We start from the raw sequence: 22,336 nt of genomic DNA, 5'->3' as shown, positions 1-22,336 counted from the left end.
GGCGCCGCGCGCGGTGGCCGTAGGCTCACGGCCGTGAGCGACTTCCGGATCCGGCGCGCGACCGCCGACGACATACCCGACATCGTGGCGATGCTGGCCGACGATCCGCTCGGCGCCCGGCGCGAGTCCCCCGACGACCCCGCGCCCTACCGCGCCGCCTTCGAGACGCTGGACCGGGACCCGAAACAGCGGCTGGTCGTCGCGGTCCGGGACGGCCGGACCATCGGCACCCTCCAACTGACCTTGATCCCTGGGCTGTCGCGGCGCGGCGCCACCCGCTCGATCATCGAGGCCGTCCGGATCCATGCCGACGAGCGCGGCAGCGGGCTCGGCACCCGGCTGATCGAGTGGGCCGTCGAGGAGTCCCGCCGCGAGGGGTGCGTCCTGGTGCAACTGACCTCGGACGCCACCCGCACCGACGCCCACCGCTTCTACGAGCGGCTCGGCTTCGAGGCCAGCCACGTCGGCTTCAAGCTCCCGCTGGTATGAGGGGCAGGGCCGCCGGCCAAGGGCTGCTGAGCAGTCAGAGCGCGGTGAGGTCGACGGCCTCGGCCATCCGCCGGTAGCCCGCGGCGTTCGGGTGCTTGGCGTCCCCCGAGTCGTACGCCGGGTCGAGCGCCAACGGATCGGACGGCGAGGCCATGACCTCCGCGAAGTCCACGACCGCGTCGAACGCGCCGGAGGTGCGGATCCACTCGTTGACCGCCGCGCGCTTCGCCTCGGAGCGCGCGGTGTGGTACTCGGCGCCCTTGAACGGCAGGATCGTCCCACCGATGACTCTGATGCCGCGTGCGTGGGCCCGCCCGATCAACTCCCGGTACGAGGCGATCACCTCGTCGGCCGAGATCTGCGGATTCGGCTGGTAGGTGGGCAGGTCCACCTCGCTGAAGCCGATGTCGTTGAGCCCTTCGAGGATGATCACCGACCGTACTCCCGGCTTGTCCAGCACATCGCGCGGGAAGCGGGCGCCCGCGCGCTCGCCGTACCAGCGCGAGTCGTGCCGCAGCAGATTGCCGCCGATACCGGAGTTGAGGACGGGGCGCGGGGTGCCCGCGGCGGCGAGGCGTTCGGCCAGCAGATCCGGCCAGCGCTGATCGGTGTCATTGCCGGAGCCGAAGCCGTCGGTGATCGAGTCGCCGAAGGCCACCACGGTGTCGCGAGCCTTCCCGTCCCCCTGCCCACCGCCCGTGACCTCGACGTCGGAGAGGTGGTACCAGGAGTGGGTCCGCTCGGTGAAGGCCGCTCCGGTGCGGTCGCCGCGGTGGTCGCCATCGGCTCGGTAGCTGCCGGCGTACGCCTGCGCGTGGAAGGTGGCCGGACCGGTCGGACGCCGGAAGTACAGCGTCACCGTCACCGACTCGAACGGCGCCAGTCGCAGCGGCGCCGCGTCGCTCGCCGTCTCACCGCCCGCCGGGATCTCCACCGACCGCCGGTGGCCGAAGGTGAGTCCGCGCAGGGTCGCGGGGTGGACGGAGGCGCCGTGCGCGGTGCGGGCGATGGTCGCGCCCGCGATCCGCAGCGGTGCGGTGCCGTAGCGGTTGGAGAGCCTGATGCGGGCCGCGGTGCCGCCGCCGGTGACCCGGACCACCTGGCGCACGGTCTGGTCGGCGAAACCGGTCTCGGCCCAGTTGGGTTCGAACCCCGCGCTGGGGCGCTGGACGGGGGCGGCCCATCCGGCCGACCAGCCGGTGCGCGGCCGCTCGCGGTCGGCGGCCGGACCGCCGGGCCGGGCGGTGGCCACCCCGGAGGCAGCCACGACGGCGGAGAGCGCGAGCAGGGACGTACTGAGCCGGAGCAGAGAGGAGCGCACGGCGGATCTCCTTGGAGGGGAGCTCGGGAGAGAGGGAGACGGGCCAGGCGGCCCCGTTCGGGAACCAGCCTGCGCCGCCGCGCGCGGCCCACCCAGCCCTCCGCCGTACGTACCACCGGCAGGGTCAGGCTACGGAGTTGCGGGGGGCGGAGGGGTGTCAGAGGGCGCGCCAGCCACCCGGGTCGACACCGCCGGGCACCGCGCCGTCCGGGGCGTACGGCTCCCGCGTGAACACGAAGGTACCGAGGTCGAGATGGGCGGGAGCGCCGTCCTCGCCCGCCACCACACGCAGGGTCTCCCCCGCGTGGTAACCGTCGAGCCCGGTCCAGGTGCCGTCCGGTTCGGCGCGGAAGCGTGATCCGCGGCCCTTCCCGCCGACCGGGGACAGCTCCAGCGCGCGGCCGGCGCGCAGCCGCAGCACATAGGGGGTGGCGCCCCAGTACCAGGGTCCGGTGAGCGCCAGCAGCGCCGGATCGGCCTCCGGCAGCGGCCGCCAGGGGGCGGGGATCCGCGGCTCGTGCCGCGCCACGATCCGCACCAGGTCGTCGGCGACGGCGTTGACGGCCGGCCCGGCGGTGGCGTTGGCCAGCGCGATCCCGGCCAGCCGGTCCTCCGCGCTCACCCACAGGGTGGCCAGGAAGCCGGGCATGGAGCCCATGTGGCCGTACAGGAACCGTCCACCGCGCCGCGCGAGCTGCATCCCGAGGCCGTAACCGCCGTCCCAGTCCTGGCTGTCGGGCGCGGCGGCGGGCGTCCGCATCTCGGCCAGCGTCCCGGCGCCGAGCACCCGGTCGTCCCCGTCGAGGAGGAAGGCGGCGAACCGGGCCAGATCCGCGGCGGTGGACCACAGCTGCCCGGCCGGGGCCATCCGCCCGGTGTCCTTGGCCGGTTCGGGCAGCAGCACATCCGCCCAGGGGTGCACGGCCCATCCCGCGGCGTACGGGGAACGCGGCTCCAGGGACGTACGCGCCATGCCCAGCGGCTCCAGCACCTCGTCCCGCAGCACCTCGCCCCAGGGCGCGCCGCGCAGCTTCTCGACGAGCGCGCCGAGCAGCGCGAAACCGGGGTTGGAGTAGTGGTGGCGGCGACCGGCGGGATGGACCAGCGGGCGGTCGCCGAAGAGGTCCGCCGTCTCGGGCCGGAGAGTGCCGGGCGTCCGCTCCCACCAGGGGCCGCGTGCCTCGGCGGCGAGCCCCGAGGTATGGGCGAGGAGCTGGGCGACCGTCGCGCCCTCCGCCTCCGGCACCTCCAGATGCTTGGCCAGCGGATCGGCGAGGTCGAGCAGCCCCTCGTCACGCAGTCGCATCACCAACACAGCCACGAAGACCTTGGTGAGCGAGCCGATGCGGTACTGGGTGTCGGCGTCCGGCGCGAGGCCGTCCACACCGCTGCGCGCCCCCGACCACACCAGCCGTCCCTCCCGCATCACGGCGCCCACGAGTGAGGGGGCCCGGCCCTCGCTCTGGCCGACTGCGACGCGTCGCAGCAGGGCACGGCGGGTGGCGGGCAGCAGGTCCGCCCATGCGGCGGCGTCATCCGGTGCGGTCATGTCCGCACCCTACGGCCGGGGCACCGGGCGCGGAATCACTTCTGGCCTTGCCGCCGAGGTCAAGGTCTACCGTCCTTGCATGCGGATCGGAGAGCTGGCCGAACGGGCGGGGACCACCACCCGCACCCTGCGCTACTACGAGTCGCTCGGGCTGCTGCCCGCGCGGCGCACGGGCAATGGATACCGGGCGTACGACGAGGACGATCTGCGCCTGCTCCAGGAGATCCGCATGCTGCGGGACTTCGGCATCGGCCTGGAGGAGACCCGGCCGTTCCTGGAGTGTCTGCGCTCCGGGCATCCGGCCGGTGACTCCTGCCCCGCCTCGCTGGAGGTGTACCGGCGCAAGCTGGCCGAACTGGACGACTGCATCGCGCGGCTGACCGGCGTACGGCAGCGGGTGGAGGAGCAGCTCGCCCAGGCGGAGCGGGCGCGCGCGGCGCTGGCGGCGGAGGCGACGGCGCCCGGGGGAGCGCCCGAGCCGCGCTGTGCGCTGACGCCTCCGCACCTACCCACCAAGGCCCCTACGGGAGAAGGAGACTGAGATGACGACACAGACGCATACCGGGGGACGGACGGGAGCCGGGGGAGTGGCCACCGTCACGGACGGGACGTTCGCGGCGGAGGTGCTGGCGGCCGGGGTGCCGGTGCTGGTGGAGTTCACCGCCTCGTGGTGCCCGCCGTGCCGGATGATCGCGCCGGTGCTGGCGGAGATCGCGCGGGAGGAGGCACACCGGCTGAAGGTGGTGGAGCTGGACGTGGACGAGAACCCGCGCACCACGGCGGCGTACGGGGTGCTGTCGATGCCGACCCTGATGGTGTTCCGGGCGGGCGAACCGGTGCGCTCGATGGTCGGCGCCCGGCCCAAGCGCCGGCTGATGGAGGAGATCGCGGACGTGCTGTAGCGGGGCGGAGGGGGAGATCGGTCTCGGCGAGGAAGCGCAGCGTTGTGCGCAGACGCTCCTTGACCGAACCGGACTCCTCCAACATGGAACCGTGACATCATTCTTGACTTCTTAAGTTCAAGAACTGTCCACGGCCGACCGAGAAGCGAGAAGACAGGGGGATCTCATCTCACCTGTCATGTCGCAGCGCTGTGGCCCGCGGTGCGAGGGGGATGTCTCACGAGATGGCCGAGGACTTGTGTCTCACCAGGGTGCCCGGCCGTGCGGTTCGGTAGCGGGGCAGGGCGCGGCGGCTGACCGCGAAGGCCGAGCGCTGTATTCGGCGTGTTGGGGCGGTGCCGAGCCCTCTGGGTAGGCCACACCGCTCCGATAGCATGTTCGAGCTCACGACGTTCGCCCCCCATTCCCCCGTCGTTCACCGGAAAACCATGCCATCCAGCGCGATGAGTACGCAATTAACCAACATCGAGCAAATCGGCCAAACAATTGATATCTAGAGCATCGCGGGTGTTTTCGCGAATAAGCCGCAGAATGACGTTCGCCGCGTGGCGCCGACCGCGGACGATCCTGTGGGCCACGGCGGGTGTGGTGACCCTCGGATTCCTCATCGCGCTGGAGATCACCGCACGTCACTACGGCCTGCCGGGGCCGATCACCAACCAGGCGCAAGAGGTGATCTTCGCCCCCAAATCGGGGCCGCTGCTGTACGCCGGTATGGCGTTGATGATGGTGGTGCTCACCTGGCGGCAGCGGCTCATCGCCACTGGTGTCGCGATCGGCATCGATGCCGTCTTCTTGCTGGTGCGGTGGGCGGTCGACGCGAAGGTGACCGACGGCCATTTTTTCGGAAACGGCGCGTTGTGGGTGATGTTGGGCTATGCGGTCATCGCTGTCACCCACCGCACCGGCCGGGAACGTGTTCTGCTGCTGAAGGGCGTCGGGCTGGGCCTGCTGCTGGTGGCCGGCCGCAAGACCGGCGATACCTGGCTGCTCATCACGGCGAAGTCCCGCCCGACGGTGCTCGACCAGTACCTGGCAACCGCCGATCACGCGCTGGGCAACCCGTCATGGCTGGCAGGCCGGATCGTCGAGGCCACCGGCCCGATCGGCACCCATCTTCTCGACTGGGTCTACATACAGCTTGCGGTGGCCGCGGTTGTCATCACGGCGTACCAGCTGCGGAACGTGGCGGTCGAGCGCCGCTTCCCGAGCCACCATCTGGTGCGCACCTTCCTGGTGATCGGCCTCCTCGGACCGGGCATTTACATGATCTTCCCGGTGGTCGGGCCGATCTTCGCCTACGGCCCGGGCGCCTTCGGCACCGGCGGCGTGCACTGGGCGGTGGCCGACCTGTGGCCGCATACGCCGCCCCCGGTCAGCATCCCGCACCCGATGCCGTACGACGAGATCACCCCACGCAACTGCATGCCCAGTCTGCACACGGCGTGGGCTACCGCGATCTTCATTCATTCCCGCAAGGGCCCACGGGTTCTGCGCTTCGCGGGCACGTTCTGGCTGATCGCCACGCTCGGCGCGACGCTGGGCTTCGGCTACCACTACGGCGTGGATCTCATTGCCGGCGTGGTGTTCGCGATCACGGTCGAGGCGGCTCTGCGCTCGCTCGCACGTGGCTGGGACCGGTCAGGAATCCAGCTGGTCGCTTACGGCACCACGGTCTTCGCCGCGCTCTTGGTGTCCTATCGCTATCTGCCGGTGGAGATGGCCAAGCATCCGTGGGTGTTCGGACCCCTGCTCCTTCTGGCGATGGCCTCAGTGATCTACGGCTACGTGCGGACCACCAGACTGTGGGAGCCGAAGGCCGCGCCGGCGCTGCAACCGGAGCCGCAACCCGAACTGGTGTGACAACGACACGTCGGCGTCAGGTCTGGGCCATGTCGACGAAGCGAGAGTAGTGGCCCTGGAAGGCGACGGTGATGGTGGCCGTCGGACCGTTACGGTGCTTGGCCACGATCAGGTCCGCCTCGCCCGCGCGCGGGGACTCCTTCTCATAGGCGTCCTCGCGGTGGAGCAGGATGACCATGTCGGCGTCCTGCTCGATGGATCCACTTTCCCGGAGGTCCGAGACCATCGGCTTCTTGTCGGTGCGCTGCTCGGGGCCACGGTTCAGCTGGGAGAGCGCGATGACCGGCACTTCCAGCTCCTTGGCCAGCAGCTTCAGGTTTCGCGACATGTCCGAGACCTCTTGCTGACGGCTCTCGGGGCGCCGGGCGCCGCCGGACTGCATCAGCTGGAGATAGTCGATGACCACCAGCTGGAGGTCATTGCGCTGCTTCAGCCGACGGCACTTGGCGCGGATCTCCATCATCGACAGGTTCGGTGAGTCGTCGATGTAGAGCGGCGCCTGGGAGACATCCGGCATCCGGCGGGCCAGCCGCGTCCAGTCCTCGTCGGTCATGCTGCCGGAGCGCATATGGTGCAGCGCCACCCGGGCCTCGGCGGACAGCAGACGCATCGCGATCTCGTTGCGCCCCATCTCCAGCGAGAAGATGACGCTGGGCATGTTGTTCTTGATGGAGCAGGCGCGCGCGAAGTCCAGCGCCAGGGTGGACTTACCCATGGCGGGACGCGCGGCGATGACGATCATCTGGCCCGGGTGCAGACCGTTGGTCAGCGAGTCGAGATCGGTGAACCCGGTGGGCACGCCGGACATCTGACCGCTGCGCGACCCGATCGCCTCGATCTCGTCGAGCGCGCCTTCCATGATGTCGCCGAGCGGCAGATAGTCCTCGCTGGTGCGCTGCTCGGTGACGGCGTAGATCTCCGCCTGGGCGTTGTTGACGATCTCATCGACATCGCCGTCCGCCGCGTATCCCATCTGGGTGATGCGGGTACCGGCCTCGACCAGACGGCGCAGTACCGCGCGCTCATGGACGATCTCCGCGTAGTACTCGGCGTTGGCGGCGGTGGGGACCGACTGGACGAGGGTGTGGAGATACGAGGCGCCGCCCACCCGGGCGATCTCACCGCGCTTGGTCAGCTCCGCGGCGACCGTGATCGGGTCGGCCGGTTCGCCCTTCGCATAGAGGTCCAGGATGGCCTGGTAGACGGTCTCGTGGGCGGGGCGGTAGAAGTCATGGCCCTTGAGGACCTCCACCACATCGGCGATGGCGTCCTTGGAGAGCAGCATGCCGCCGAGCACGGACTGCTCGGCGTCGAGATCCTGCGGCGGAACGCGCTCGAAACCGGCGCCCTCCCAGGTGCTTCCCCCGTCTCCGTCGCGCCCGCGCTCATGCTGATCGCCACGGCCCCGGCCGCCGCCCTCACCGCGCCCGAACCGGGGGGAGGGGAATCGCTCGGCCGGACCGGAGTCCGCCCACGGGTCGTCCATGGGCTCGGGCACGCTCACCCCGCCACCTCCTCCCGTCCGCGGTAGGACCTCGCCGTGTCCTCTTTCATAGAGCACGGCTACGACATAACTGAGCGGCCGGCTTCCGGTCACGACGCGTCGAGTTCCGGTGGATTCGAGGGACGGAAACGGTGGCGGGCGCCGGACCACGGTAGGCCCGTGGGGACCGCCAGCCAACTTGGTTATCCACAGGCCATGTGGATGATGTGAGTCATCCTGTGGAGAACTCCCGTGAACCTGTGCACGGGTCGGGGGACAGTGCTGTGGACAAACGCACAATCACCCTGAAGTCACCCATCTGACCTGCTGTTTCTCTATCCAGGGGCTGTGCAGAAGAAAAACTTTCGCGCCCGGTGCAAGATCACGACAAAGGGCGCAGAGGAGATCGCGGCGTGCGCCGCCATGTAAGGACTGCTGACACCTTGCGTCTCTTACCTGTGGAAGATTACATTGCCCTCATGACACAGGCCCCCACGAGTTCCCGGAGCACCGCTCGGAGCAGCGTCCGGCGCCATGACCGCGAGATCCTCGCACTCGCCGTACCCGCCTTCGGGGCACTCGTGGCGGAGCCTCTCTTCCTCATGGTCGACAGCGCCGTGGTCGGTCATCTGGGCACCGCCCAGCTCGCCGGGTTCGGGGTGGCCGCCGCCCTGCTGTCCACCGCTGTCAACGTCTTTGTCTTCCTCGCTTATGCCACCACCGGGGCCGTGGCCCGCCGGGTCGGCGCCGGCGATCTGGCCGGAGCGATCCGCCAGGGCATGGACGGCATCTGGCTGGCCCTGCTGCTGGGCGCGGTAGTTGTCGCCCTCGCGTTTCCGGCCGCCCCCGCGCTGGCCGACCTCTTCGGCGCCTCCGACACGGCAGCCCCGTACGCCACCACCTATCTGCGCATCAGCGCCCTCGGCATACCGGCGATGCTCGTGGTGCTCGCCGCCACCGGGGTGCTTCGCGGCCTTCAGAACACCCGCACTCCGCTGTACGTGGCCGTCGGAGGCTTCGCGGCCAACGCCGCGCTGAACGCCACCCTGGTCTATGCGGCCGGGCTCGGTATCGCGGGCTCCGCCTGGGGCACGGTGATCGCTCAGAACGCCATGGCCGCCGTCTACCTCGTTGTGGTCGTCCGGGGAGCCCGGCGGCACGGCACCTCACTGCGGCCCGACGCCGCCGGGATCAGAGCCTGCGCCCATGCCGGAACGCCGCTGCTGATCCGCACCCTCTCGCTGCGGGCGGTGATGCTCATCGCCACGGCGGTCGCGGCGCGCCTCGGCGATGCCGATATCGCCGCCCATCAGATCGTGCTCAGCCTGTGGACCCTGCTGGCCTTCGCGCTGGACGCCATCGCCATCGCGGGCCAGGCCATCATCGGGCGTTATCTGGGGGCGAGCGACGCCGAGGGGGCCCGCGCCGCGTGCCGTCGCATGGTGCAGTGGGGTGTGATCTGCGGGGTGGTTCTCGGAGTGCTGGTGATCGCGTCCCGGCCGTTGTTCATCCCGCTGTTCACGACCGATCCCGTGGTACGGGACACCCTGCTGCCTGCCCTGCTGGTCGCGGCCGTCACCCAACCGATCTCGGGTGTGGTGATGGTGCTCGACGGCGTGCTGATGGGCGCGGGCGACGGACCGTATCTCGCCTGGGCGATGCTGATCACGCTGGCGGTCTTCGCCCCGGCGGCGCTGCTGGTCCCCGCGCTCGGCGGAGGACTCACCGCCCTGTGGTGGACCATGACCCTGATGATGGCGGTCCGTATGGCCACCCTGTGGCTGCGGGCCCGCTCCGGCCGCTGGATCGTCACCGGCGCCGTCCGCGCCTGATCGGATGACCGGGCCCACCCGCGAAACGGCGGAGGACCTTGGCCTCGCCGCGGCGGCGGACCCGGACCACCGGGCGACACCCACGAACCAACCCGACGCCGCCGTCGGCGGAAGGTACGTATTCCGCACAGCGCAGAGCTCGAAGCGCGCTACACAGCGGAGGGCCGCACCCCTGCAGGGGTGCGGCCCTCTCTTACGCTCAGCGGAGCGCCAGGGTCACGCGGCGACGACCTCGACGCCAACCTTGGCGGCAACCTCGGCGTGCAGACGCACGGACACCTGGTGAGCGCCCAGGGTCTTGATCGGCGACGGCACCTCGATACGGCGCTTGTCCACGTCCGGGCCACCCGCGTCCTTGATCGCCGAGGCGATGTCGGCCGGGGTGACGGAGCCGAACAGACGGCCGGCGTCGCCCGCACGGGTCTTCAGCTGTACCTTGACGCCCTCGAGCCGAGCCTTGACCTCGTTGGCCTGCTCGATCGTGGCGATCTCGCGGATGCGACGACCGCGGCGGATCTGCTCGACGTCCTTCTCGCCACCCTTGGTCCAGCGGATCGCAAGACCGCGCGGAACCAGGTAGTTACGGGCGTAACCGTCCTTGACGTCCACGACGTCACCGGCGGCACCGAGGCCGGAGACCTCGTGGGTGAGGATGATCTTCATGAATCGGTCACCCTTCCCTTATCGCGCGGTGGAGGTGTAGGGCAGCAGCGCCATCTCACGGCTGTTCTTCACGGCCGTGGCGACGTCACGCTGGTGCTGGGTGCAGTTGCCGGTGACCCGGCGGGCACGGATCTTGCCGCGGTCGGAAATGAACTTCCGCAGCAGGTTCGTGTCCTTGTAGTCGACGTAGGAGATCTTCTCCTTGCAGAACACGCAAACCTTCTTCTTAGGCTTGCGAGCAGGCGGCTTCGCCATTGTCTCTCTCCAGTGTGATCAAGAAGTTTGTGCTGGTCGCCCGGACCAGGCCGCGCGTTGTTTCACGTGAAACCGCGTGAAACAACGCCCACGGACCTAGAAGGGCGGCTCGTCCGAGTAGCCGCCGGAGTTGCCGGAGCCGCCGGAGCCGCCGCCCCAGCCACCGCCGCCGCCCTGGCCGCCACCGGCGGGTGCGCCGGTCGCCCAGGGGTCGTCGGCCGGAGCGCCGCCACCCTGCTGCTGGCCGCCGCCGGAGCCACCGCCCCAGCCGCCGCCCTGGCCGCCACCGCCGCCGTAGCCACCCTGTCCACCGCGTCCGGTGGTCTTGGTGACCTTGGCTGTGGCGTTGCGCAGGCTGGCGCCGACCTCATCGACATCCAGCTCGTAGACCGTGCGCTTGATCCCCTCGCGGTCCTCGTACGACCGCTGCTTCAGACGGCCCTGCACGATCACGCGCATACCGCGCTGAAGCGACTCGGCCACGTTCTCCGCGGCCTGTCGCCACACCGAGCATGTGAGGAAGAGGCTCTCGCCGTCCTTCCACTCGTTGGTCTGCCGGTCGAACGTACGGGGAGTGGACGCGACGCGGAACTTCGCGACCGCCGCACCGGAGGGGGTGAAACGCAGCTCGGGATCGTCGACGAGATTGCCGACGACCGTGATGACGGTCTCGCCTGCCATTGGGGTACCTCTCGGCGTACTGCTGGGCTGCTTGCTACTCGTTGCGATACGGCCCGGAGACCGATGAACGCCTCAGCGCTCAGTGGGTCTCGGGGCGGAGGACCTTGGTCCGGAGGACCGACTCGTTCAGGTTCAGCTGGCGGTCGAGCTCCTTGACGACCGCAGGCTCAGCCTGGAGGTCGATGACCGAGTAGATGCCCTCGGGCTTCTTCTTGATCTCGTACGAGAGACGACGACGGCCCCAGGTGTCGACCTTCTCGACCTTGCCGTTGCCCTCACGGATCACGGAAAGGAAGTTCTCGATCAGCGGGGAGACAGCGCGCTCCTCGAGATCGGGGTCGAGGATGACCATCACCTCGTAGTGACGCATGTGGAACCCACCTCCTCTGGACTCAGCGGCCACGGTCGTTCCGTGGCAGGAGGGTCGTAATGCGTTCCACGACAGTGCCTGTGCAGACACCACCGCAGACGGTACACACTACCCGCCCACTGCCTCCCGCTTGAAATCCGGGCTACTCACACCGCAATCTGTACACATCGGATGTGAGCGGCGTTACAGTTCGCCGCCCTGCCTATATGGGCCTACCTGGAGGTGCCCCATGGCACAGGCAGCACGACCGCAGCACGGCTTGTTCTCCTTCCTGGACACCGACGGCAAGTCGCACCCCGTCGAGAACACGCTCGCCGTGACCACTCTGGCGATCGGCGTGATCGCCTTTGTGACGGCTGCTTTCACCGGCCTCCACCTGCTCAGCTCATGGGCAGGGCTGGTCGGGATGGTCACTGGCCTCTGGGGCCAGCTGATCTCCGCGACCACCGGTGAGCGCTTCCTGCTGATCATCGGACTCGGTGCCTCCGCCGTCGGCTTCTACCTCGGTATGGCGCACGGAGGACTCTTCGGCGGCCTCCTCGGCTGATCCCGGCCGGGCCCGGGTTGCCCCCGGGCCCAAACGGGGCGCGTCCCGGTCGCAGTAGGCTTCGGCGCGAGAGCTGGAGCCCCGACCATGGGGACAAACCTGCCGAGGAGCGCCCCGCATGAGCCTGACCCTGAGGACGATCAGCCGAGAGCAACATCTGGCATACATCCAGAGCCTGCCCTCGGCCAGCCACATGCAGGTACCGGCATGGGCCGACGTCAAGTCGGAATGGCGCTCGGAGAACCTCGGCTGGTTCGACGCGACCGGCCAGCTTGTCGGCGTGGGCCTCGTCCTCTACCGCCAACTGCCCAAGATCAAGCGATATCTCGCCTATCTTCCCGAGGGCCCGGTCATCAACTGGTACGCGCCCAACCTCGAGGACTGGCTGCGCCCGATGCTCGCCCACCTCAAACAGCAGGGTGCGTTCTCCGTGAAGATGGGCCCCCCGGTGGTCATCCGCCGCTGGGACGCCGCCGCGATCAAGTCCGGTATCCAGAACCCGGATGTGAAGCGGCTGCGCGATGTCGAGGCCACCCATATCGAGCCGCGCGCCTTCGAGGTCTCCGACCGGCTGCGGCGGATGGGCTGGCAGCAGGGCGAGGACGGCGGTGCCGGCTTCGGTGACGTCCAGCCGCGCTATGTCTTCCAGGTACCGCTGGAGAACCGCTCCTTGGAGGATGTCCACAAGAGCTTCAACCAGCTGTGGCGCCGCAACATCAAGAAGGCCGAGAAGGCCGGTGTCGAGGTCGTCCAGGGCAGCTACGAGCACTTGGGCGAGTGGCAGCGGCTGTACGAGATCACCGCGGAGCGCGACCGCTTCCGTCCCCGCCCGCTCAGCTATTTCCAGCGCATGTGGACGACCCTCAACTCCGAGGACCCCAACCGCATGCGGCTGTACTTCGCGATGCACGAGGGCGAAGCCGTGGCCGCCGCCACCATGCTGATCGTCGGCGGCCATGTCTGGTACTCCTACGGCGCCTCCGCCAACCACAAGCGCGAGGTCCGGCCCTCGAACGCGATGCAGTGGCGGATGCTCCGCGACGCCTACGCGCTCGGTGCGACCGTCTACGACCTCCGCGGCATCAGCGACTCGCTCGACGAGACCGACCACCTTTTCGGACTGATCCAGTTCAAGGTCGGCACGGGCGGGCAGGCTGCCGAGTACCTCGGCGAGTGGGACTTCCCTCTCAACAAGCTGCTCCACAAGGCGCTTGACATCTACATGTCCCGCCGTTGACCCCGATTTCTTGCTTCCCCACACACGCTGCATACCTCCAATACACCGCGGCAACGAGAAAGGTTCCGGGACCGGCCAATGGCGCTCACCCTCTACGTCGACACCGCGCGCTGGCGGGCGCATCAGCAGACTGTGCTCCAGCAGTTCCCGGGGATCGTCCCGGTCTGCAAGGGCAACGGCTACGGCTTCGGCCACGAGCGGCTCGCCGAGGAGGCCGCCCGTTTCGGTGCCGACATCCTCGCGGTCGGGACCACCTACGAGGCCGCCCGGATGAAGGACTTCTTCAGCGGTGACCTCCTGGTGCTCACCCCGTTCCGCCGCGGTGAGGAGCCGGTACCGCTCCCGGACCGGGTGATCCGGTCGGTCTCCTCGGTCGACGGTGTCTATGGCCTCGTGAACGCGCGCGTGGTCATAGAGGTCATGAGCAGCATGAAGCGCCATGGCATCACCGAGCAGGACCTGCCGCAGCTCCACGCCGCGATAGAGAACGTCCGGCTGGAGGGGTTTGCCATACACCTCCCGCTCGACCGCACCGACGGCATCGACGCGGTCGAGGAGGTCATCGCCTGGATGGACCGGCTGCGGGCGGCGCGGCTGCCGCTGCACACCATGTTCGTCAGCCACCTCAAGGCCGATGAACTGGCACGGCTCCAGCAGCAGTTCCCGCAGACCCGCTTCCGGGCGCGCATCGGCACCCGGCTGTGGCTGGGTGACCACGAGTCGACCGAGTACCGGGGCTCCGTGCTCGATGTGACCCGCGTGGCCAAGGGGGACCGCTTCGGCTACCGCCAGCAGAAGGCGACCTCGGACGGCTATCTGGTGGTCGTCGCGGGCGGTACCTCGCACGGCGTCGGTCTGGAGGCACCCAAGGCGCTGCACGGGGTGATGCCCCGCGCCAAGGGCGTCGCGCGCGCCGGTCTGGCGACCGTCAACCGCAATCTGTCCCCGTTCGTCTGGTCGAGCAAGCAGCGCTGGTTCGCCGAACCGCCGCATATGCAGGTGTCGATCCTGTTCGTGCCGGGCGATGTCCCGGCGCCGCAGGTGGGGGATGAGCTGGTGGCCCATCTGCGGCACACCACCACGCAGTTCGACCGGCTGCTCGACCGCTGAGCCCTCGTCGGGGACCGGGCTCCTCGGGGAGCCCGGTCCCGGCCGTACGAGAAGCTCAGTCCCGTCCGGCCCCCGGCTTGATCATCGCGGCGCCCTCGTACTGCGCGGTGCGCCGGGCCTCCCCCAGCACAAACACATCCGGCGCCCGGTCCAGCACGCCTCCCGACGGATCGTCCGACCCGTCCCGGCGTACCGGGTCCCGGTCGGGCACCAGCGCGTCCCGCACCACCAGCGCGCACAGATAGAGCGTCCCCAGCAGATGCAGGGCGATCGCCAGCTGGTACCCCTCGGGGGGCAGTCCGCGGTGTTGATCACCGCTGCCGGTGTACGCGAGGTACATCCAGATCCCGAGGAAATACATCACCTCGCACGCCTGCCACACCAGGAAGTCCCGCCAGCGCGGCCGCGCCAGCGCCGCCAGCGGGATCAGCCACAGCACGTACTGCGGTGAGTAGACCTTGTTGGTGAGCACGAACGCCGCGACGATCAGGAAGGCGAGCTGGGCCAACCGCGGGCGCCGCGGGGCGCACAGCGCGAGGGCCGCCACCCCGGCGCAGGCCAGCACCATCAGTGCGGTGGCATAGGTGTTGACGTCGTCCATAGGGCTGCCGCTGCGCTGCGAGATGATCAGCCACAGCGACCCGAAGTCCACGGGCCGCTCCTGGCTGAAGGTGTAGAACATCGTCCAGCCCTCGCGCAGTTGCGGTCCACCGCCCTGCCAGCTGACCATCACGGGGACGTTCACCACGAGCCAGGCCCCCACGGCCCCGCCCGTCGCCGACCAGAAGGCCCGCCATCGCCCCGCGCGCAGACACAGCAGGAACAGCGGCCCGAGCAGCAGCACCGGATAGAACTTCGCGGCGGTCGCCAGCCCGAGCAGGATCCCGGCCTTCAGCGGACGGTCGCGCGACCACATGAGCATGGCCGCGGCCGTGAGGGCGACCGCGAACAGGTCCCAGTTGATGGTGGCGGTCAGCGCGAAGGCGGGGGCCAGCGCGACGAACAGCCCGTCCCAGGGGCGCCGCCGATGGGTACGGGTCACGCACACCGCCATGACCGCGGCGCAGACCATCAGCATGCCCGCGTTGACCATCCAGTAGATCTGCTCGCGGTGCTGCATGGCACTCTGGCTCGTGCCGTGGCCCGGGGTGAGCCAGGAGGCGACCTCCATGAAGAGCCCGGTGAGCACCGGATACTCCAGGTATTCCATCCCGCCCGAGATCTTCCGCGGAATGTGGTTGAAGTACGGGACGAGGTTGTCCGCGAAGCCCCGGCCGCTGTAGAGGTGCGGGATGTCGGAGTAGCAGGCGTGGGTGTACTGGGTGGTGGCGCCGAAGAACCAGCCGCCGTTGTAGCACGGCAGCTTCTGCACCATGCCCAGGGCGAACATCCCGATGGCGACGAGCGCGATGATCCGCACCGGGGTCCACCAGCTGGTGCCGAGCAGCGCCCGGCGCCCGGCCGGACCGCCGATCACCTCGCTGGCCGCCGCGGCGACCGAGTCCTCGGCGGTCGGCCGTACGGGCTGGGCCTGTGGGTCCTCGCGCACGCTCATGGAGCCATCCTGCCGTACGGCCCACAGGGGTGGTGCCAGGACCGCCCGGGCGGCGCTGAGCGGCCCCAGGAGACCACGGAAAGCCCGAGGAAGAGCCTGGCAGGCCGTACGTGGACCCATCGGCCGGGAGAAGGGGCCCCGAGGCACGGAAGGGCCCGGAACGGCGGCGGCCGTGCCGGAGCGGAATGCGCTCCGGCACGGCCGCCGGTCCGGTTGAGAGGCTCGGGAAGAGCTATTGCTCCCTGCGGTAGCCGGTCGGGCCACCGAAGATGCCGCCGCTGTCGTCACCGGATGGTTCGGTACTCGGTGTGGGCGACTCGCCCCCTGGACCGCCGCCCGGGCCTCCGCCCGGACCGCCATTGTTTCCTCCGTTGCCGTTGGCCCCGCCGTCGTTGCACCTGATGTCCAACGGGTCACAGCTCTCGGTGGGAGACGGACTCTCGGAGGGCGTCTCCGACGGCGTTTCGGAGGGCGTCTCGGACGGCTCCTCCGAGGGCGTCTCGGACGGCTCCTCCGTGGGCGTCGGGCTCGGGCTCGCATCGTTGCCGAAGACCTTCTCGCCGATCGGCTGGGCCGCCGGGAAGCTCTTGGCCGGCTTGCCCTTCAGAGCCTCGCGCATGTAGTCGGCCCAGATCTCGGCCGGGTACGACGCTCCGTGGATCGACTCCTGGCCGCCCACGCCACGCATGGACAGGAACTTCTGGCTCTTGGCCTTGTCGTTCACCCGCCACATGCCGATCGACGTGGACAGCTGCGGGGTGTAGCCGGAGAACCACGCCGACTTGTTCTCGTCGGTGGTACCGGTCTTGCCCGCCACCGGGCGGCCGATCTGCGCCGAGGTGCCGGTGCCCTTCTGGACGACGTTCTCCAGGACGTCGGTGACATTGTTCGCCACGTTCGCGTCGAAGGCCCGGGTGACCTTGGCCTTCTCCTTGTGGTTGTAGACCTCGCCGTCCTTGTCGTTGATCTTCTCGACCGAGTACGGCTCGGCCTGCTGGCCGCTGGCCGCGAAGGTCGCGTACGAGCCGGCGAGCCGGATGGCGCTGGGTGCGGAGGTGCCCAGGGAGAAACTCGGCGTGATCTCGGACAGCTGCTCCTTGCTGAGACCCGCCCGCAGCGCCGCGTCCCGCACCTTGTCGGTGCCGACGTCCATGCCCAGCTGGATGTAGGGCGTGTTCACCGAGTACTGCATCGCGGTGCGCAGGGTGATACGGCCCTTGTCCTCGTCACCGTCGTTTCGCTGGTGCCACTCCTTGTTGTGCTTGTCGCGCCAGATCTCTCCGTTGTAGTCGCGCAGGGTGAGCTTGTTGTCACCGTTGTAGACACTGCTCGGTGAGACCAGGGTGCGCTGGGAGGCGGGCTGCTCTCTTTCGCCCTGCGGATCCCGTTTTCCGTCGGTCATCGCCGCGGCCAGGACGAAGGGCTTGAAGGTCGACCCCACCTGGACACCGGTGTAGTCGGCGTTGTTGCGATAGTGCTCCAGCGCGTTCTTGCCCCCGTAGATCGCCTTGATCTTGCCCGTCTTGGGCTCCACCGAGGCACCGCCGAACTGCACATACCTGTCGCGGGCGCGCTTCGTATCGAGGTTCTCCTTGGAGACCTTCTCGACGGCCTTCTTGAGCTGGCCCACCTTGTTGCGGTCGAAGGTGGTGTGGATCTGATAGCCACCCCGGTCCAGCTTCGATTTGGAGATTCCGGTGTTGGCGATGATGTAGTTGTCGGCCAGTTCGGTCAGATAGCCGATCTGGCCCTGCTTGTTCGTCGCGACCCGCGGATCCCGCGGATTCGGGAAGCCCTTGGCGATCGCCTTCTCCGCATTGGCCTTGGTCATCCTGCCCACCTGGGCCTCACGCCTGAGGATCCAGGCCCAGCGCGCCTTGGCCCGCTTCTGGTTCGCGGTCTTGTCGGCGCTGGGGCCGTAGCCGCCGTTCGGGTCGTAGAGATTCGGGCCGTTCAGCGTCGCGGCGAGGAAGGCGGACTCACTGGCCGTCAGTTGCACGCAGTCCTTGTCGTAGTACGCACGGGCCGCGGCCTGGCAGCCGTAGGCACCGCGTCCGTAATACGCGGTATTGAGGTACCCAGCGAGAATGTCGTCCTTCTTCTCGGTCGTGCCCACCTTTATGGAGATGAACAGCTCCTTGACCTTACGCGTCAGCGTCTGCGACTGGTCCAGGTAGGTGTTCTTGACGAACTGCTGGGTGATGGTCGAACCACTCTGTGTCGCACCGCCGCGCGCCATGTTGACGACCGCGCGCGCGATACCCATCGGGTCGACGCCGGAGTCCTCATAGAAGCTGGCGTTCTCCGCGGAGATCACCGCGTTCTGCATGGACGACGGGATCTGGTTGAGCGGCACGATCTGGCGGTTGAGGTCACCGCCGCCCGAGACCACCATCTGCTTGCCGTCCGCCCAGTAGTACACGTTCTTCTGGGTCTTGGACGCGGCCTGGGCGGTGGGCACCTCCACCAGCCAAATCCCTATGCCCACGGCGCCGAGGAGCACCGCGAAGAAGAAGATGAAGGTGCCCGTCACCAGCCTCCAGGACGGGACCCAGCGCCGGAAGCCCGACTTGCCCGCCCGGGGGTAGTCGATGAAGCGCTTCTTGGGGGGCTGACCGCTGCCACGGCCCGCGCCCGGATCGGCCGCTCGTCTGCGGCCACCGCCGCGCTGGGCGGCTCGCCGGGCCTCCGCCCGGCTACCCACGGGACGCTCTTCCCCGCGCCGGCCGGACCCCGACCCGCTGGCGGAATGGTGTGTCGGTGCTGCGCGACGGCCGGACGACTGCTGTCCGGCTCGCCGGGCCGCTGCTCGTCCGCCGCCCTGGGGTTGTGGCGGCTTGCGACGGTGCTCGCTCATGGAACGACTACTCCTCGGGCAGGCTCTATCGCCTGAAAGCGGCAGATGGCTTCCGGTCCCCCCGATGTGCGATCCGGCCACGCGGGGCAACCGGACGCACTGCATCCGGGACGACGACGCATTGGAGCGTCGCATGGTTCCCGTTGGTCTGCATGGCGAACAGAGTACGCACGGTCAAAACCCACCCACCCGCCATGTTCACTCCATAACCGTCAGATTGAGTCCCACGAATTGATGATGTGACGCCGTTCACCGTGGTCCCTCTTGTCGCACCAGACTCGTGGTTCTATCGTCTGGATGTATCGAGCCGATACATCAGCTCGGCATAGCGACTCAGGAGACAGGGGAGGCGGACATGAGCAGACGCTCCGGCGTGCTCGAGTTCGCCGTCCTCGGCCTGCTCCGCGAGTCTCCGATGCACGGATATGAGCTGCGGAAACGCCTCAACACCTCGCTCGGGGTGTTCCGTGCGTTCAGTTATGGCAGCCTCTACCCCTGCCTCAAGACGCTGGTCGCCAACGGCTGGTTGATCGAGGAGCCCGGCAGCGCCCCCGAGGAAGCCCTCGCGGCGACCCTCGCCGGGCGCAGGGCGAAGATCGTCTACAGATTGACCGCGGAGGGCAAGGAGCGCTTCGAGGAGCTGCTCGCCCACACCGGGCCGGACGCCTGGGAGGACGAACACTTCGGGGTCCGTTTCGCCTTCTTCGGTCAGACGTCACGTGATGTGCGGATGCGGGTGCTGGAAGGACGGCGCAGCCGTCTGGAGGAGCGTCTGGAGAAGATGCGTGCCTCCCTCGCCCGCACCCGTGAGCGCCTGGACGACTACACCCTCGAATTGCAGCGCCATGGGATGGAGTCGGTGGAGCGCGAGGTCCGCTGGCTGAACGAGCTGATCGAGAGTGAGCGGGCCGGGCGCGATCAGCGCAGCGGTACCGCCGGGCAGGACCGGACACCGGAGCAGGAGCCGGACCGGTCGCCGCATCAGGACCAGTCAGGAGATACGGGCGGCCTGCCCCGGCACCGGGGTGGTTCCCGGCCGGATCCGTCCGATGACACCGCCATATGAGGCCCCCGCAATCCGAGCAGGGCTTCGTCCAGTACACACAGGGAGCAACCGGAATGGGTTCGGTTCGTGTAGCCATCGTCGGCGTGGGCAACTGCGCCGCCTCGCTGGTGCAGGGCGTCGAGTACTACAAGGACGCCGACCCGGACACCCGCGTGCCGGGTCTGATGCACGTGCAGTTCGGCGAGTACCACGTCCGCGACGTGGAGTTCGTGGCCGCGTTCGACGTGGACGCGAAGAAGGTCGGCCTGGATCTCGCCGACGCCATCGGCGCCAGCGAGAACAACACCGTCAAGATCTGCGACGTGCCGTCCACCGGCGTCACGGTCCAGCGCGGCCACACGCTCGACGGTCTGGGCAAGTACTACCGCCAGACCATCGACGAGTCCGAAGAGACCCCTGTCGACGTTGTGCAGGTCCTCAAGGACAAGCAGGTCGATGTTCTGGTCTGCTACCTGCCGGTGGGTTCCGAGGACGCCGCGAAGTTCTACGCGCAGTGCGCCATCGACGCCAAGGTCGCCTTCGTCAACGCGCTCCCGGTGTTCATCGCCGGTACCAAGGAGTGGGCGGACAAGTTCACCGAGGCCGGTGTGCCGATCGTCGGTGACGACATCAAGTCGCAGGTCGGTGCGACCATCACGCACCGGGTGATGACGAAGCTGTTCGAGGACCGGGGCGTCATCCTGGACCGCACCATGCAGCTGAACGTCGGCGGCAACATGGACTTCAAGAACATGCTCGAGCGCGAGCGCCTGGAGTCCAAGAAGATCTCCAAGACGCAGGCCGTCACCTCGCAGATCCCCGACCGGGAGCTCGGCGAGAACAACGTCCACATCGGCCCGTCCGACTACGTGGCCTGGCTGGACGACCGCAAGTGGGCGTACGTCCGCCTCGAGGGCCGCGCGTTCGGCGATGTCCCGCTGAACCTGGAGTACAAGCTCGAGGTCTGGGACTCCCCGAACTCCGCGGGTGTCATCATCGACGCCCTGCGCGCCGCGAAGATCGCCAAGGACCGGGGCATCGGCGGTCCGATCCTCTCCGCCTCCTCGTACTTCATGAAGTCGCCGCCCGTGCAGTACTTCGACGACGAGGCCCGGGAGAACGTGGAGAAGTTCATCAAGGGTGAGGTCGAGCGCTAAGAACATGCTCGCCGCATGATCACGGGCCTTCGGGTAATACACCCGGAGGCCCGTGTGGTGTGTGAAGGTGGCGTCATGCCTGTTGTGCGTGATCTCCGCGTACTGCTGCAACTCCGCGACTTCCGCCACCTCCTGGCCGTCCGCCTGCTGTCCCAGTCGGCTGACGGGGTCTACCAGGTCGCGCTGGCGACCTATGTGGTCTTCTCCCCCGAGAAGGAGACCTCCGCCACGGCCATCGCCTCCGCTATGGCGGTGCTGCTGCTCCCCTACTCGCTCCTCGGCCCGTTCGCCGGGGTGCTGCTGGACCGCTGGCGCCGTCGGCAGGTCCTGCTCTACGGCAATCTGCTGCGCTCCGGACTGGCCGTCGGAACCGCCGTTCTGGTGCTCGCCCAGGTACCGGACGCGCTCTTCTACGTCTCCGCCCTCTCTGTGACGGCCGTGAACCGCTTTGTGCTGGCAGGGCTCTCGGCCGCGCTGCCGCGTGTGGTGGACAGCCCGGAGCGGCTGGTGATGGCCAACTCCCTGTCGCCGACAGCGGGAACGCTGGCGGCCACCCTGGGCGGCATGGTGGCCTTCATCGTCCGCCTGTCGGGCCCGGGCGGCTCCTCGTCGGACGCACTGGTCGTCCTGCTGGGCGCCGCGCTCTATCTCGCCGCGGGACTCGCGACACTGGTGATGCCGCTCAATCTGCTGGGCCCCGATCCGGCCGTACTCCTGCCCCGGCTGCGCACCGCACTGCTGAGCACCGCACACGGTCTGGTCGCGGGCGTGCGGCATCTGCTGAAGCGCCGGGATCCCACTCTGGCGCTGACCTCGATGACGCTGATGCGCTTCTGCTACGGCGCGCTCACGGTGATGGTCCTGATGCTCTGCCGCTATGAGTGGGCCGGTAACGAGGCCGACGGGCTCGCCCTGCTCGGCCTGGCGGTCGGCGTCTCCGGCGCGGGCTTCTTCGCCGCCGCGTTGATCACCCCATGGGCGGTGGGCCGGCTCAGCGCCATCGGCAGCCACTCCCGCGCCGATGGCCAGCTCTCCTGGATCATGGTGTGCGCGGCAGCGGCCGCTCTTCTGGAACCGGGTCTCGGGCTGCCCTTCGAACCCGCGCCGATGCTCGTCGCCGCCTTCGTTCTCGGACTCACCACCCAGGGAGCGAAGATCGCCACTGACACTGTGGTGCAGTCATCGATCGACGATGACTTCCGCGGCCGGATCTTCTCCCTCTATGACGTCCTGTTCAATGTCGCCTTCGTGGGCGCCGCGGGCGTCGCCGCCGTCATGCTGCCGCCCGACGGGGTCTCGTCCCTGCTGGTGGTCTGTGTGGCGCTGCTCTACGCGGCTACGGCGACCCTGGTCCTGTTTCACGTGAAACAGGACCAGGGGAGGACGCGGCAGCGCGATGTTTCACGTGAAACGTAGACCC

Annotated in this window: 20 protein-coding genes; 11 read left to right on the top strand and 9 right to left on the bottom strand. The window is 68.7% G+C overall.

What is annotated here, in order from left to right; all coding sequences use genetic code 11:
* The first annotated feature begins 33 nt into the window (after positions 1 to 33).
* A complete protein-coding gene (locus JK363_RS06260; RefSeq protein WP_201872273.1) occupies positions 34 to 489 on the top strand; it encodes a GNAT family N-acetyltransferase in 456 nt (151 codons plus the stop codon).
* 34 nt (positions 490 to 523) lie between these two features.
* Here the strand turns inward: JK363_RS06260 and JK363_RS06255 are convergent, their stop codons facing one another.
* Positions 524 to 1,810: an SGNH/GDSL hydrolase family protein gene (locus tag JK363_RS06255; RefSeq protein ID WP_201872271.1), complete on the bottom strand. Its 1,287-nt coding sequence runs from the start codon at positions 1,808 to 1,810 to the stop codon at positions 524 to 526.
* A gap of 157 nt (positions 1,811 to 1,967) precedes the next feature.
* The gene (locus JK363_RS06250; protein ID WP_201872269.1) at positions 1,968 to 3,359 is read right to left on the bottom strand and encodes a serine hydrolase domain-containing protein; all 1,392 of its coding nucleotides are present in this window, start codon (positions 3,357 to 3,359) and stop codon (positions 1,968 to 1,970) included.
* Between the two features lie 79 nt (positions 3,360 to 3,438).
* Here JK363_RS06250 and JK363_RS06245 point away from each other — a divergent pair, with 79 nt between their 5' ends.
* From JK363_RS06245 to JK363_RS06235, 3 genes are all read left to right on the top strand, one after another.
* Positions 3,439 to 3,900 carry a MerR family transcriptional regulator gene (locus tag JK363_RS06245; protein ID WP_201872267.1) on the top strand — a complete coding sequence of 154 codons (462 nt, stop codon included), beginning with the start codon at positions 3,439 to 3,441 and terminating at the stop codon, positions 3,898 to 3,900.
* 1 nt (position 3,901) lies between these two features.
* Complete coding sequence (trxA, locus tag JK363_RS06240; protein ID WP_215910554.1) at positions 3,902 to 4,261, top strand: thioredoxin; 360 nt, start codon at positions 3,902 to 3,904, stop codon at positions 4,259 to 4,261.
* A gap of 531 nt (positions 4,262 to 4,792) precedes the next feature.
* Entirely contained in the window at positions 4,793 to 6,124 is a 1,332-nt protein-coding gene (locus tag JK363_RS06235) for a phosphatase PAP2 family protein (RefSeq protein WP_201872579.1), read from the top strand.
* A 16-nt stretch (positions 6,125 to 6,140) separates the two neighbouring features.
* On the opposite strand, the gene dnaB is transcribed toward JK363_RS06235, so the two are convergent.
* Positions 6,141 to 7,628 (bottom strand): replicative DNA helicase, encoded by a 1,488-nt coding sequence (gene dnaB / locus JK363_RS06230; RefSeq protein WP_201872265.1) that lies wholly within the window; start codon positions 7,626 to 7,628, stop codon positions 6,141 to 6,143.
* A gap of 458 nt (positions 7,629 to 8,086) precedes the next feature.
* Here dnaB and JK363_RS06225 point away from each other — a divergent pair, with 458 nt between their 5' ends.
* Complete coding sequence (locus JK363_RS06225; RefSeq protein WP_201872263.1) at positions 8,087 to 9,439, top strand: MATE family efflux transporter; 1,353 nt, start codon at positions 8,087 to 8,089, stop codon at positions 9,437 to 9,439.
* Positions 9,440 to 9,655: 216 nt separating this feature from the next.
* On the opposite strand, the gene rplI is transcribed toward JK363_RS06225, so the two are convergent.
* The 4 genes from rplI to rpsF all read right to left on the bottom strand — a co-directional run bounded on the left by rplI (position 9,656) and on the right by rpsF (position 11,408).
* Entirely contained in the window at positions 9,656 to 10,102 is a 447-nt protein-coding gene (gene rplI / locus JK363_RS06220; RefSeq protein ID WP_201872262.1) for a 50S ribosomal protein L9, read from the bottom strand.
* Positions 10,103 to 10,120: 18 nt separating this feature from the next.
* Positions 10,121 to 10,357 (bottom strand): 30S ribosomal protein S18, encoded by a 237-nt coding sequence (rpsR, locus tag JK363_RS06215; protein WP_003978893.1) that lies wholly within the window; start codon positions 10,355 to 10,357, stop codon positions 10,121 to 10,123.
* 96 nt (positions 10,358 to 10,453) lie between these two features.
* On the bottom strand, positions 10,454 to 11,038 hold the full coding sequence (locus JK363_RS06210) for a single-stranded DNA-binding protein (protein WP_201872260.1): 585 nt from the start codon (positions 11,036 to 11,038) through the stop codon (positions 10,454 to 10,456).
* A gap of 79 nt (positions 11,039 to 11,117) precedes the next feature.
* A complete protein-coding gene (rpsF, locus tag JK363_RS06205) occupies positions 11,118 to 11,408 on the bottom strand; it encodes a 30S ribosomal protein S6 (RefSeq protein ID WP_123106135.1) in 291 nt (96 codons plus the stop codon).
* Positions 11,409 to 11,637: 229 nt separating this feature from the next.
* Here rpsF and JK363_RS06200 point away from each other — a divergent pair, with 229 nt between their 5' ends.
* From JK363_RS06200 to JK363_RS06190, 3 genes are all read left to right on the top strand, one after another.
* The gene (locus JK363_RS06200; protein WP_201872252.1) at positions 11,638 to 11,955 is read left to right on the top strand and encodes a hypothetical protein; all 318 of its coding nucleotides are present in this window, start codon (positions 11,638 to 11,640) and stop codon (positions 11,953 to 11,955) included.
* A 118-nt stretch (positions 11,956 to 12,073) separates the two neighbouring features.
* Positions 12,074 to 13,192, top strand: a complete 1,119-nt coding sequence (locus JK363_RS06195; protein WP_201872250.1) for a lipid II:glycine glycyltransferase FemX — start codon at positions 12,074 to 12,076, stop codon at positions 13,190 to 13,192.
* Positions 13,193 to 13,270: 78 nt separating this feature from the next.
* The gene (locus JK363_RS06190; RefSeq protein ID WP_201872245.1) at positions 13,271 to 14,302 is read left to right on the top strand and encodes an alanine racemase; all 1,032 of its coding nucleotides are present in this window, start codon (positions 13,271 to 13,273) and stop codon (positions 14,300 to 14,302) included.
* A gap of 55 nt (positions 14,303 to 14,357) precedes the next feature.
* Here JK363_RS06190 and JK363_RS06185 read toward each other — a convergent pair whose 3' ends face one another.
* Both JK363_RS06185 and JK363_RS06180 read right to left on the bottom strand, forming a co-directional pair.
* Positions 14,358 to 15,857, bottom strand: a complete 1,500-nt coding sequence (locus JK363_RS06185) for a glycosyltransferase family 87 protein (protein ID WP_201872244.1) — start codon at positions 15,855 to 15,857, stop codon at positions 14,358 to 14,360.
* A gap of 232 nt (positions 15,858 to 16,089) precedes the next feature.
* On the bottom strand, positions 16,090 to 18,714 hold the full coding sequence (locus JK363_RS06180; RefSeq protein WP_201872238.1) for a transglycosylase domain-containing protein: 2,625 nt from the start codon (positions 18,712 to 18,714) through the stop codon (positions 16,090 to 16,092).
* A 355-nt stretch (positions 18,715 to 19,069) separates the two neighbouring features.
* Between JK363_RS06180 and JK363_RS06175 the strand changes: the two genes are divergently transcribed.
* The 3 genes from JK363_RS06175 to JK363_RS06165 all read left to right on the top strand — a co-directional run bounded on the left by JK363_RS06175 (position 19,070) and on the right by JK363_RS06165 (position 22,332).
* Positions 19,070 to 19,780, top strand: coding sequence for a PadR family transcriptional regulator (locus JK363_RS06175; RefSeq protein ID WP_201872236.1), 711 nt, complete (start codon positions 19,070 to 19,072; stop codon positions 19,778 to 19,780).
* A gap of 53 nt (positions 19,781 to 19,833) precedes the next feature.
* Positions 19,834 to 20,916, top strand: coding sequence for an inositol-3-phosphate synthase (locus JK363_RS06170; RefSeq protein ID WP_201872235.1), 1,083 nt, complete (start codon positions 19,834 to 19,836; stop codon positions 20,914 to 20,916).
* Between the two features lie 75 nt (positions 20,917 to 20,991).
* The gene (locus JK363_RS06165; RefSeq protein WP_201872227.1) at positions 20,992 to 22,332 is read left to right on the top strand and encodes an MFS transporter; all 1,341 of its coding nucleotides are present in this window, start codon (positions 20,992 to 20,994) and stop codon (positions 22,330 to 22,332) included.
* Positions 22,333 to 22,336: the final 4 nt, after the last annotated feature.

This window comes from Streptomyces coffeae (assembly GCF_016741875.1).
Lineage (GTDB): Bacteria > Actinomycetota > Actinomycetes > Streptomycetales > Streptomycetaceae > Streptomyces > Streptomyces coffeae.
The sequence above is the reverse complement of the archived record's forward strand: the minus strand, read 5'-3'. Positions and strand labels throughout refer to the sequence as shown.